A 12135-nucleotide genomic window follows, 5' to 3' on the forward strand; every position below is an offset into this window, starting at 1 on the left:
ACAAGGAGGGCCTGGACCTTCTCGTCGTGCCCTCCGCCGAGCTCTCCCGCGGCCGCGGCGGCCCGCGCTGCATGAGCATGCCCTTCTGGCGCGAGGACCTCTAAGTCTTTAACGTTCCGGTGCGGTCCCCCTACAACCGCACCGGTTTCGCCCGTCAAACGGGCAACACTAATATTTACGTAATTCATTTCTTCGAAAGGAATCGAACCATGGGTGTTAACCTCTCCGGCCGTAGCTTCCTCAAGCTTCTCGACCTCACCACCGAGGAGATCGAGTACCTGCTCAAGCTCTCCAAGAACTTCAAGGATATGAAGCGCGCTGGCGTTCCGCACCGCTATCTCGAGGGCAAGAACATCGTTCTGCTCTTCCAGAAGACCTCCACTCGTACCCGCTGCGCCTTCGAGGTCGGCGGCATGGACCTGGGCATGGGCGTGACCTATCTCGATCCCGGTTCGTCGCAGATGGGCAAGAAGGAGTCCATCGAGGACACCGCCCGCGTTCTTGGCCGCATGTATGACGGCATCGAGTTCCGTGGCTTTGCCCAGGACGACGTCGAGGAGCTCGCTGCTAAGTCCGGCGTGCCCGTGTGGAACGGCCTGACCACCGAGTGGCACCCCACCCAGATGCTCGCCGACATCCTGACCGTCCAGGAGAACTTCAACTACGACATCAAGGGCAAGACCCTCGTCTTCATGGGCGACTGTAAGAACAACGTTGCTCGCTCCCTCATGGTCGTCTGTTCCAAGCTCGGCATGAACTTCGTGGCCTGCGGCCCCGAGGAGTGCATGCCCGCTGACGACGTCATCGAGGCCTGCAAGCCCATCGCCGAGGCCAACGGCTGCACCATCAAGCTGACCACCGACGTCAAGGACGGCGTCACCGGTGCCGACGTTATCTACACCGACGTGTGGGTCTCCATGGGCGAGCCCGACGAGGTCTGGGCCGAGCGCATCGCTCAGCTCACCCCGTATCGCGTTACCTCCGAGGTCATGGCTATGGCCAACCCGGGTGCCATCTTCCTGCACTGCCTGCCCAGCTTCCACGACACCAACACCACGATTGGCGCCGAGAAGTGCGAGCAGTTCGGCATCACCGAGCAGGAGGTCACCGATGAGGTCTTCGAGAGCCCCGCTTCCAAGGTCTTCGACGAGGCCGAGAACCGCATGCACACCATCAAGGCTGTCATGTACGCCACGCTCAAGTAAGAGCATCTAGCATCTCGCTCGGGGTGTCTTGCTACACACCCCGAGCGGCTTTGTCTGGTAAATATCTCGCGTCGGGCGGTGGGCACGGCACGGAAGATCCGCTTCGCGCGAGAAAGTTAAATGATTTATGAAGGGGGGATGAGAACCATGACTGAGACCGCTAAGAAAAAGCGCGGTATGCCTTCATCGTTCACCATTCTTCTAGCTCTGCTGGCAATTGTTGCAGTGATTACCGTTATCGTCTCCGGCACGTCCGGCGGCGCGGTTACTGCCGCCCGTCTGAGCGATTTCTGCACCGCCCCGATCCTGGGTTTCGCTGACGCTCTGCCCGTCTGCCTCTTCGTTATGATCCTGGGCGGCTTCCTCGGTATGATGACCGAGACTGGCGCTCTGGACAACGGCATCGCCGTTCTGGTGCAGAAGCTTAAGGGCAACGAGATCATGCTCGTTCCTGTCCTTATGCTCATTTTCTCCCTCGGTGGTACCACCTATGGTATGTGCGAGGAGACCGTTCCCTTCTACGCCCTGCTCGCCGCTACCATGATGGCTGCTGGCTTCGACCCCATGGTCGGCGCCGCTACCGTCCTGCTCGGCGCTGGCTGCGGCTGCCTGGGCTCCACGGTTAACCCGTTCGCCGTCGGCGCTGCCGTCGACGCTCTGACCGGCGTTGGCATTGAGGTCAACCAGTCCATCATCATCGGCCTCGGTGCCGTCCTGTGGATTGTCACTACCGCTATGTCCATCGTCTTCGTGATGAACTATGCCAAGAAGGTCAAGGCTGACAAGGGTTCCACCATCCTGTCGATGCAGGAGCTCAAGGACGCCGAAGAGGCTCACGGCAAGGCTGCTTCCGAGGTCCACAAGGAGGTCAAGCTCACCGGTCGTCAGAAGGGTGTTCTGATCGCCTTCGCCTTCACCTTCGTCGTCATGATCGTCGGCTTCATTCCGCTGGCCGACCTCAACGAGGGCGTCGCCAATTTCTTCGACGCTGGCGCTGTCTACGACGCCGACGGTAACGCCGTCGTCCAGGGCTGGTCTGCCCTGATCACCGGCCTGCCCATTGGCCAGTGGTACTTCGACGAGGCTTCCACCTGGTTCTTCCTCATGGCCGTCCTGATCGGTATCATCGGTGGCCTGTCCGAGAAGCAGATCGTCAACACCTTCATCACCGGCGCTGCCGACATGATGTCCGTTGTTCTCGTCATCGCCCTCGCCCGTGGTATCTCCGTCCTCATGGCTAACACCGGCCTCGACGTCTTCGTCCTCGACGCTGCCGCCAATGCCCTGGCTGGCCTGTCCGGCGTGATCTTCGCTCCCATGAGCTTCCTGGTCTACTTCGGCCTGTCCTTCCTGATCCCCTCGACCTCCGGTATGGCCACCGTCTCCATGCCCATCATGGGACCGCTGGCTGTTAAGCTTGGCTTCTCGCCCGAGGTCATGGTCATGATCTTCTCCGCCGCCATCGGTGTCGTGAACCTGTTCACCCCGACTTCCGGCGCCATCATGGGCGGTCTCGCCCTGGCCAAGATCGAGTGGACGACCTGGCTCAAGTTTGCCCTTAAGCTCATCGTCGCGCTCTCCGTCGTCTGCGCCGTCATCCTGACCGTCGCCTGCGTGCTGCTCTAAGTACCCAACGGGTACCCCACGGAAACCTTGACGATCCTGTAAAGGATCACCTGGTCATCGTCTGTCCGGTGGGGTAAACCCACCGGTAGACTCCTACCTTTAGCCCCCTTCCGTTCATGCGCGGGAGGGGGCGCTCTTGTGTTCCGGCGTTTTACCAAACGCCGGAACCGCTCGACGCTGCAAGCCCGCCAGAGCGGCAATCTGACGTTCAATCGTCGGGCATGGCCAAAAGGCCTATGCCCTCCTCTTTCACGTCACCTTGCTCGCTCTGGCGGGCTTTCGCTGGCTTATGCTCAACCTGCGGCGCTGCCATCGTTGGTGCTGAGCGACTTGTTCCCCGCCTCAAATTAGCCATCCTGGGTCCCCGGTGGTTGCGGTGGGCGTGTTTGGTTGGTGCCTGTTGATGGTTTGGGTATCGGGGAGGGCGGGCTCCGTTATAATCGCCTAGAACATTAAATGGAAACGGGACGGGAGCCATACATGCGCCAGGGTTTCGACAACGCGAAATATATCGAGCTGCAGGCCGCTCATATTAAGGAGCGCATCTCGCAGTTTGGCGGCAAACTCTATTTGGAGTTTGGCGGCAAGCTGTTTGACGACTATCACGCGAGTCGCGTGCTGCCGGGTTTTGAACCGGACAGCAAGTTCCGCATGCTCAAGAGCATTGCCGATGACGTTGAGGTTATCATCGCGATCAACGCGAACCACATCGAGAAAAACAAGGCTCGTGGTGACCTTGGCATTACCTATGACGAGGATGTGCTGCGCCTGGTTGACCTGTTCCGCGGCAACGGCTTTGCCGTCGCGGCCGTGGTCATCACCCAGTACGCCGGCCAGCCCGCCGCCGATGTGTTCCGCAATCGCCTGAACGCGCTCGGCATTCCCGCCAAGCTGCACTATCCCATCGAGGGGTATCCGCACGATGTCGATCTGATCGTGTCCGACGAAGGCTACGGCAAGAACGAGTTTGTCGAGACCACGCGTCCACTCGTTGTCGTGACGGCACCCGGCCCCGGCTCGGGCAAGCTCGCCACTTGCCTCTCGCAGCTGTATCACGAGCATAAGCACGGTACCGCCGCCGGCTATGCCAAGTTCGAGACCTTCCCGGTCTGGAATCTTCCTCTGACGCATCCGGTCAATATTGCCTACGAGGCCGCCACGGCTGACCTCGACGACGCCAATATCATCGATTCGTTCCACCTTGAGGCCTACAACAAGACCACGGTCAACTACAACCGCGACGTCGAGGCCTTCCCGGTAGTCCGTGCCCTGATGGAAAAGATCTTGGGCAAGAGCCCCTACCAGAGCCCTACGGACATGGGCGTCAATATGGTCGGCTTTGCCATCACCGATGACGATGCCTGCCGCGACGCTTCCAAGATGGAGATCGTCCGCCGCTACTTTACCGCGGTCGAAAATGTGCGCCGTACCGGCGTGGGCGATGAGCAAGTCGACCGTCTCAAGATTATTATGAAGAAAGCCGGCATCGATAAGAACTATTCACCGGCGCGCTCGGCGGCCCTCACCAGGGAGCAGCTGACGGGTGGTCCCGTGGGTGCCATGGTCATGCCCGATGGCTCCGTGGTGACCGGTAAGACCTCCACGCGCCTGGGCGCCGCAAGTTCGCTCATTATGAACGCCCTCAAGCATGTCTCGGGCGTCGACCTTGAGCTCGAGGTCATTAGCGATGAGGCGATCGAGCCCATCAGCAAGCTCAAGACGCATTTCCTGGGAAGCAAAAACCCGCGCCTCCACACCGACGAGACGCTTATGGCGCTGTCGATCACCTCGGCCACGAGTGAGACGGCCGCTCGCGTCCTTTCGGGCCTGGAGCAGCTGCGCGGTTGCGATGCCTTCTTTAGCGTGATCATCTCGCCGACGGACGAGACGGTACTGCGCAAACTGGGTATCAACGTGTGCTGCGAGCCCAAGTTTGAGCGCCGCGGTTTCTTCCATCGCTAAGTTTGAAGCACCGCGGTAATTACATTGCATTTTGGCCGTATCGGGTTAGCGCCCGGTACGGCTTTTTGATCAATAAAGCGCCTATTTCGGCGAAAAATAGCTGTTTACCTGCCTAGAAACAATTTGAGCGGTATACAATAACCGTAACTGTTTCATCCTTAGCGGGATGCCGCATGATGGATATTACCTGCCATCGTGAGGTGTGTCGGTCGCGCACGGCGCGTTAGATGCTCGTGCTCGGTTTGAGGAGGCTGCTATGGCGGGCAAGGGTCGTGCGAGTGTCAACGATATGAAGCGTGTCGAGGTGCTGGTGTTGATGGAGATCGACCAGCAAACCGAAGACAATGGCGGGCCGTATGGTTTCTCGCGCAAAACGCTTGCCGAGCGCGTGGGGGTTTCGCCGTATCGTGTCCGCGCCGCAATCGATCGCTTGGATTCCGAAGGCATGATTGATGTCGTCTCGCGTTATAGCGACGACGGCGGTCAGCTTGCAAATGGCATTTGCCTCACCGAACGTGGCGAGTGGTATCTTGAGGGCGTCCGTACCGGCATGCTCGTTCAAGAAATGCTTGAGGACGAGGTTGCTGATCGATAGCAGCATGTAACCCTTGCCACAGCGACGCCGCCTGGGAAACCGGGCGGCGTTTTGTTTCAAGATTGAGAAATGCAATCGCATGCGAGAAAAATTGCGAACGGTCCGCGGCGCGAGTATTACAATGAAGACCCGTAAGATGTGGATAAACAACTTCTACGGGAAGCGCAGGTAACTCAATATGACCAAGCATGTGTTCGTAACCGGTGGCGTGGTTTCGTCCTTGGGCAAGGGTATCACCGCGGCCTCGCTGGGCCGTCTGCTCAAGTCGCGTGGCTACAAAGTAACGATGCAGAAGGCCGATCCGTATCTGAACGTCGACCCCGGTACCATGAGCCCCTTCCAGCATGGTGAGGTCTTCGTTACCGAGGATGGTTACGAGTCCGACCTGGACCTGGGTCATTACGAGCGCTTTATTGATGAGAACCTGACCCGCGATTCCAACTTTACGACCGGCGCCATCTATAAGAGCTTGATCGCCCGCGAGCGTCGCGGCGACTTTTTGGGCGGTACCGTGCAGGTGATTCCTCACGTCACCAATGCCATTAAGGACAAGTTCCGCCGCATCGAGGAGCAGACCGGCTCCGATGTAGTCATCACCGAGCTGGGCGGCACGATCGGCGACATCGAGTCGCAGCCGTTTGTCGAGGCCATCCGCCAGTACCGCAAGGAGGCCGGCCCCGAGAACGTCTGCTACATCCACGTGTCGCTCGTTCCCTATATCGCCGCCGCCCACGAGGTCAAGACCAAGCCCACGCAGCATTCCGTCAAGGAGCTCCGCAGCTTTGGCATCCAGCCCGATATCATCGTGCTGCGCTCCGACCACCATATCGATGACGCTATCCGCGGAAAGATCGCAAGCTTCTGCGACGTCGACACCGATTGCGTCTTTACCAACGAGGACTGCGCGAGCATTTACGATGTTCCGCAGCTGCTTGCCGAGCAGGACTTTGACCTGCGCATTTGCGAACGCCTGGGTCTGGATCCGCGTGAGCGCGACATGAGCGAGTGGAACGAGTTCCTGCGCAAACAGAATCACGCCAACCATCACGCCGACAAGGTGAAGATCGCCGTCGTGGGTAAGTACACGCAGCTGCCCGATGCGTACCTGTCGGTTATCGAGGCCCTGCACCATGCGGGCGTCTTCTACGATCGCCATGTGGACGTCCAGCTGGTCGACGGCGAGAGCCTCGACGAGCAGAATGTCTCCGAGGTTCTGGGCGACGCCTCGGGCATCCTGGTCCCTGGCGGCTTTGGCAAGCGCGCCCTGGAGGGCAAGATCCTCGCGGCCGAGTTTGCCCGTGAGCACAAGATTCCGTATCTGGGCATTTGCCTGGGTATGCAGGTGGCCGTGTGCGAGTTCGCCCGCAACGTCGTCGGCCTTGCCGGCGCCAGCTCCTCCGAGTTCGATCCGGACGGCCCGTTTAGCGTCATCGATCTGATGAGCTCGCAGGAGGACGTGACCGAGAAGGGCGGCACCATGCGCCTGGGCGCCTATCCGTGCAAGCTCGCCGCCGATACCCTTGCTCGCGAGGCATATGGCGAGGAGCTCGTCTACGAGCGTCACCGTCACCGCTTTGAGTTCAACAACGCCTTCCGTGACCAGCTCGAGGACGCCGGTTTGGTTATCTCGGGTCTGTCGCCCGACGAGCGCCTGGTCGAGATGGTCGAGCTGCCGCGCGACGTGCATCCGTGGTATGTGGCAACCCAGGCTCATCCCGAGTTCAAGAGCCGCCCGACCAACCCGCAGCCGCTGTTCCGCGAGTTCGTGCGCGCTTCGATCGGCCAGCACGAGGGTGTCGACCGTCTGCAGGTGACGCCCATGAATCTCGCTACGGACTAAGGGTGCCGGCGAATAAGGAACATACCGAAGCTACTCCCTCGTCGCTCGCCGTGGCGGCGGGGGAGTATCTCGATTACCTCGCGGTCGAGCGGGGTTTGGCGCGCAACACGATTGCGGCCTATCGTCGTGACCTGACGACGTACTGCGCCTATCTGGAGCGGGCGGGTATTGTGTCTTTTGAAGAGGTGACTCGTCAGGTCGTGGAGGGCTTTGTCGCCGACCGTCGCGATGGGGGCTATTCCGATGCCTCGGTGGAGCGTGCGCTTGCGGCCGTGAAGGGCCTGCATGCCTTTTTGGTGCGCGATGGGGCTGTGGCCCAAAATCCAACGGCGGCGTTGCGCCTTCCTAAAAAGGCTGATCGTTTGCCGGAGTATCTATCGGTGGAGGATGTCTCGGCGCTGCTCGATCAAGACTTCCCCGAGGGCGAGATGGGCTTGCGCGACCATGCCATCTTGGAAGTGCTCTACGGATGCGGTTTGCGTGTGAGCGAGTTGGTGGGGCTCGATGTGGGCGATATCCATATCGACGATGGCTTTGTACTCGTTCGCGGTAAGGGCTCAAAGGAACGCCTGTCCCCGCTGGTGGGAAGCGCGGCGCGAGCTCTGACGCTCTATGTAACTGAGGGACGTTCTCGCTTGGCGGCCCATGCCCGCGGAACCGAGACCTCGGCGGTCTTTTTAAATAAGAACGGCCGCCGTCTGTCGCGCCAGGGCATCCATGCCATCTGTGAGCGCTACGGGCGCCAGGTGGGACTGGTGGGACTCCATCCCCATACGCTGCGTCACTCCTTTGCCACCCATATGCTTGCGGGCGGCGCAGACCTCCGTGTGCTACAGGAGATCTTGGGACATGCCGATATATCGACCACGCAGGTCTACACGCATGTCGATCGTACGCAACTGACCGAGGTCTATCTGGCAGCGCACCCGCTGGCGCATCGTTAACATATCGCTGGCCTGCATATTTATAGGTATTTGGGGACGGGCCCCAGATTGCCGAGACGCACTTTTGCGCGCATGGGCAATCTGGGGCCCGTCCCATTTTTCGCCAGACACCGACGCGGTGGTGGGCCGTGTGTACCGTGGGTGGGGGAGTTTGGGGGCGATGTGAACGGCATGTAAGGGGACGCAAAAATCGCCTCAAGGTCAACTTGAAGGTTGAGGTTGAAAGGCGGGGTGCCACAGGTGGCATCCCGTCGTTGCTGTAAACACAACATATTGTGTTTTCGAACATATGCTTGGGGGTGTTTTGCAATATATGGAGGGTGGAGTGGTGGGGCGGGGTGGGGGAAGGGGTGGGGAAAGGTGTTGAAAAATGGGGCGGTTCCCCATATTATTAATGACGTCGACAGGCGGGGTGGTTCCCCGCGTACGTGCCATCTGAGTAACCGAGGGGAGGGCGCACATGGGAATGACTGGTGCATACGAGCGCAATCTCGATGCAAAAGGTCGTCTGTCCCTGCCTGCACCCCTTCGCGAGGAACTTGGAGAGCACGTTCGCGTGTTCAAAGCCCTGGATGTCGATGCTCTGTACGTGTTCTCTGCCGAGGCCTTCGATAAGTGGGTCGAAGGACTCTTCGCGGGTCGTGAGGGCCACGAGGGTTTTAACCCGCGTGACATTAACGACCAGAAGCTCATGAGGGCGATCAACAAGCGCACCACGTCGATGGACGTGGACGGCGCCGGTCGTATCGGTCTTTCCGAGTCTCTCCGCAAGCAGGCGAACCTCGACCGCGAGGTCACGGTTGTGGGCAACTACGACCACCTTGAGGTTTGGGATCGCGCCGCGGCCGATGAGGACGATGACGATGAGGCCCTGCTGGACCTCTTCTTCTCGTAAGGGCAAGGCACGGGTAACGGATGGAGCGTGGGATCTTGACACAAGAATATCGGCATGAACCTGTCATGCTCGGCGAAGTGCTTGAGTCGCTGCGGCTAAAGAGCGGCTCCGTTGTCTGCGATTGCACCCTTGGCGGTGCCGGCCATTCGGTAAAGATGGCCGCGCAGGTGGGGGAGACGGGCCTTTTGCTCGGCGTCGATCAGGACGACATGGCCCTCGAGGCCGCTGGCGCCCGTCTGGACCGCGAGGTTCCCGGAGTTCCGCACCAGCTGCTGAAGGGCAACTTCGGCGACTTGGACGAGCTGCTTTGCTCGGCCGAGGTGCCCGGGGTCGATGGCTTCCTGTTCGATTTGGGCGTTTCGTCACCGCAACTCGATATCCCTGGCAGGGGCTTTTCGTATAACGAGGACGCCCCATTGGACATGCGGATGGATCCGGGTAATAACACCTTAAACGCAGCTGAGGTCATCAACACCTATAACGAACACGACCTCGCCCGGATTCTACGCGTCTACGGCGAAGAGAAGTTTGCCTCGCAGATCGCGCGCGAGATCGTGCGCCGCCGCGAGCAAGAACCGATCGAAACCACCGGCCAATTTGTCGAGATCATCAAGGCGGGTATCCCGGCTGCCGCTCGTCGGCATGGCGGACACCCGGCCAAGAAAAGTTTCCAGGCCATTCGCATCGAGGTCAATCACGAGCTCGATGTGCTCGAACGAGGGCTTGATGCCGCCACCAGGTGGCTCAACCCGGGCGGACGTATCTGCGTCATCTCGTATCACTCGCTCGAGGACCGTATCGTAAAGAACCACTTTAAGGAGATGAGCCAGGGGTGCACGTGTCCGCCGGAGATTCCGGTGTGCGTGTGCGGCAACGTGCCGATACTCAAGGTCATCACCCGCAAACCCTTGGTTGCCCAGCCTGATGAGGTTGAGCGCAACCCTCGGGCGAGATCAGCCAAAATCCGCGTGGCGCAGCGTCTGTAGGCGCGACCGCGCGATATTGGACCTCCCGCTCGCACCATAAACGAAGCTTAAACACACTACCAACGTACTCGGGATGGGAGGCGGCATATCATGGGCTACAACACTTCAAGCGCAGCACTCGCCTATGATATGAACGCCATGCCCGCCTATCGTGAGACGCCGCAGGCCCCTGTTGCTCCCCGTGAGCAGCGCACGCCGCGCTTTGATGTCTACACGGGCGCGGGCCGTCAGGCAAACCAGGCGGTAAGCCCGGTTTTCATGAGCGTTCTTAAAACGTTTTGCATCATTGCGGCTATCTTCATGACGATCGGCGTCGCCCGCGTGGCGCTCGCCGGCGTTACGGCCCAGGTGCTCAACAGCAACGCCGAGCTTACCAACACGCTCGAAAAGGCGACCGATGAGAGCTCCGACCTGGAGGTCATGCATTCGGTCTATGGCGCCGACACGCGCATTCGCGACCTTGCGGGCGCTTATGGCATGGTGGAGCCCAGCGAGAGCGTTACACTTGACTTTTCGCAGGATGCAGCCGCGGGCGCCAACGCGACCGCGACCGCTCAGTAGCAAGACGGTAGCTGAGTATGACAAATGACTATCGCCGCGGTTCCGATGGGGGCCGCGGTTCTGGACGTCCCTCGTCGCGGGGACGTTCTGGTTATCAAGGAACGGGTCGGCAATCTTACAACGCCGGGCGGTCCCGTGGCAACGACCCGGCGTCGCGACTTCGCGGCTCGGGCGGCCCTCAAGTGCATAACACCAGGTCGCGCAAGAGTTCGCCGACCGAATGGCTCACAGGCACGCCTCTGCCTCGCCGCAAAGCCGTCATGGGATTCATTGGGCTTGGCTTGGGCTTGGGCGTCTTTCGCCTTGCCGACTATCAGGTTGTCGAAGCCGATAAACTGCGCGAGCGTGCCGATGCGCGCCGCCTGCTTGCGCAGACCCTCTATGCCAAACGCGGCACCATCTACGACCGCAACGGCAACGTGTTGGCGTCGTCGGTCGAATGTCGCAACATCGCCGTGAACCCGCAGCTTGTCGAGGACGTTGACAAGACGGTGTCGGCGCTGGTCAAGGCAACTGGAATCGATAAAAAGACCTGCCGCAAGCTCGTTGAGTCCGATGGAACCTGGGTGTATATCAAGCGCCAGGTGGACGAAGACGATGCTGCGACGCTGGAGAAGAAGAACCTGCCCGGTGTGCTTTTTGAGCAGGCCATGAAGCGCGTATATCCATACGGCAATCTGGCATCGCAGGTGCTGGGTGTAGTGAATGTGGACAACGATGGCTTGACGGGTCTCGAAAAGCAATACAACAAGCTTCTGACCGGCACGAACGGTTCTCTCGTACGCGAGCGCGCGAGGGACGGCAGCTATATCGCGGGCGGTGCCTATAAAAAGGTGGCTGCGGTCGACGGCGTTGATATCGTGACGACGCTCGACGTCAATATCCAGCGTGCGGCCGAGGATGCCCTGGCAGAGGCAGTTGAGAAGACTAAGGCCAAGAACGGCTCGGCGCTGGTCACCGATCCTACGACAGGCGAGATTTTGGCAGCCTGCTCGTACCCGACCTACGACCAGACCGATCTGGAGAATGCCAAGACCGAGGATATGAATCTGCGCCTGGTCACCGACGCCTACGAGCCCGGCTCGGTCTTTAAGACGCTCGTGGCGGGCGCCGGCTTCGACTTGGGCGTCGTGCGATCGAGTACGTCGTTTGAGGTGCCGGCGAGCATCAAGGTGGGCGACGATACCGTCACCGATGCCGACAAGCGCGACTATGCCATGACCATGGATGTGCGCGAGATGATGCGCCGTTCGTCCAACGTGGGCTTTGTCCTGGTGGGGCGCAAGATCGGTGCCGACGACTTTGCCGCCTATGTGGACAAGTGGGGCATCGGTCACAGCTCGGGTGTCGATTTTCCGGGAGAGAGCCTGGGCATCGTCAAGGAGCGTGACCAGTATGACGGCGCCACGCTGGGATCGATGAGCTTTGGACAGGCGCTGTCCGTCTCGCCGATTGAGATCGCACGTGCCGTGGGCGGCATCGCCAACGGCGGCGTGATGATGACCCCGCACTTCTATAAGT

At 60.1% G+C, this 12135-nt stretch carries 11 protein-coding genes; all 11 read left to right on the forward strand.

The features are described 5' to 3' along the window. Nucleotides 1–104: arginine deiminase family protein (locus tag ABHR75_RS08200; protein ID WP_147343553.1), on the forward strand; the 104-nt coding region annotated here is incomplete at its 5' end. Between the two features lie 105 nt (nucleotides 105–209). Continuing rightward, nucleotides 210–1205 (forward strand): ornithine carbamoyltransferase, encoded by a 996-nt coding sequence (gene argF, locus ABHR75_RS08205; RefSeq protein ID WP_006234279.1) that lies wholly within the window; start codon nucleotides 210–212, stop codon nucleotides 1203–1205. A 138-nt stretch (nucleotides 1206–1343) separates the two neighbouring features. Beyond that, on the forward strand, nucleotides 1344–2831 hold the full coding sequence (locus tag ABHR75_RS08210; protein WP_370739707.1) for a YfcC family protein: 1488 nt from the start codon (nucleotides 1344–1346) through the stop codon (nucleotides 2829–2831). Nucleotides 2832–3311: 480 nt separating this feature from the next. Beyond that, on the forward strand, nucleotides 3312–4793 hold the full coding sequence (locus tag ABHR75_RS08215) for a DUF1846 domain-containing protein (RefSeq protein ID WP_022094206.1): 1482 nt from the start codon (nucleotides 3312–3314) through the stop codon (nucleotides 4791–4793). A 256-nt stretch (nucleotides 4794–5049) separates the two neighbouring features. Continuing rightward, nucleotides 5050–5388: a helix-turn-helix domain-containing protein gene (locus ABHR75_RS08220; protein ID WP_161115922.1), complete on the forward strand. Its 339-nt coding sequence runs from the start codon at nucleotides 5050–5052 to the stop codon at nucleotides 5386–5388. A 178-nt stretch (nucleotides 5389–5566) separates the two neighbouring features. Then, complete coding sequence (pyrG, locus tag ABHR75_RS08225) at nucleotides 5567–7228, forward strand: CTP synthase (protein WP_055286060.1); 1662 nt, start codon at nucleotides 5567–5569, stop codon at nucleotides 7226–7228. A gap of 2 nt (nucleotides 7229–7230) precedes the next feature. After that, nucleotides 7231–8172: a site-specific tyrosine recombinase XerD gene (gene xerD, locus ABHR75_RS08230; protein ID WP_175406015.1), complete on the forward strand. Its 942-nt coding sequence runs from the start codon at nucleotides 7231–7233 to the stop codon at nucleotides 8170–8172. 460 nt (nucleotides 8173–8632) lie between these two features. Continuing rightward, a complete protein-coding gene (locus tag ABHR75_RS08235; RefSeq protein ID WP_138112171.1) occupies nucleotides 8633–9067 on the forward strand; it encodes a division/cell wall cluster transcriptional repressor MraZ in 435 nt (144 codons plus the stop codon). Between the two features lie 20 nt (nucleotides 9068–9087). Further along, complete coding sequence (gene rsmH / locus ABHR75_RS08240; protein WP_006234266.1) at nucleotides 9088–10053, forward strand: 16S rRNA (cytosine(1402)-N(4))-methyltransferase RsmH; 966 nt, start codon at nucleotides 9088–9090, stop codon at nucleotides 10051–10053. Between the two features lie 90 nt (nucleotides 10054–10143). Beyond that, a complete protein-coding gene (locus ABHR75_RS08245) occupies nucleotides 10144–10614 on the forward strand; it encodes a hypothetical protein (RefSeq protein WP_022094483.1) in 471 nt (156 codons plus the stop codon). Nucleotides 10615–10874: 260 nt separating this feature from the next. Further along, nucleotides 10875–12135: peptidoglycan D,D-transpeptidase FtsI family protein (locus ABHR75_RS08250; RefSeq protein WP_346964079.1), on the forward strand; the 1261-nt coding region annotated here is incomplete at its 3' end.

This window comes from Collinsella aerofaciens (assembly GCF_039752955.1).
Taxonomy (GTDB): domain Bacteria; phylum Actinomycetota; class Coriobacteriia; order Coriobacteriales; family Coriobacteriaceae; genus Collinsella; species Collinsella aerofaciens_BI.

Bases quoted from the DNA above. Each gene is read 5' to 3' on its own strand.
- argF (WP_006234279.1), top strand. From the start codon at position 210: ATGGGTGTTAACCTCTCCGGCCGTAGCTTCCTCAAGCTTCTCGACCTC.
- ABHR75_RS08210 (WP_370739707.1), top strand. From the start codon at position 1,344: ATGAGAACCATGACTGAGACCGCTAAGAAAAAGCGCGGTATGCCTTCA.
- ABHR75_RS08215 (WP_022094206.1), top strand. From the start codon at position 3,312: ATGCGCCAGGGTTTCGACAACGCGAAATATATCGAGCTGCAGGCCGCT.
- ABHR75_RS08220 (WP_161115922.1), top strand. From the start codon at position 5,050: ATGGCGGGCAAGGGTCGTGCGAGTGTCAACGATATGAAGCGTGTCGAG.
- pyrG (WP_055286060.1), top strand. From the start codon at position 5,567: ATGACCAAGCATGTGTTCGTAACCGGTGGCGTGGTTTCGTCCTTGGGC.
- ABHR75_RS08235 (WP_138112171.1), top strand. From the start codon at position 8,633: ATGGGAATGACTGGTGCATACGAGCGCAATCTCGATGCAAAAGGTCGT.
- rsmH (WP_006234266.1), top strand. From the start codon at position 9,088: ATGGAGCGTGGGATCTTGACACAAGAATATCGGCATGAACCTGTCATG.
- ABHR75_RS08245 (WP_022094483.1), top strand. From the start codon at position 10,144: ATGGGCTACAACACTTCAAGCGCAGCACTCGCCTATGATATGAACGCC.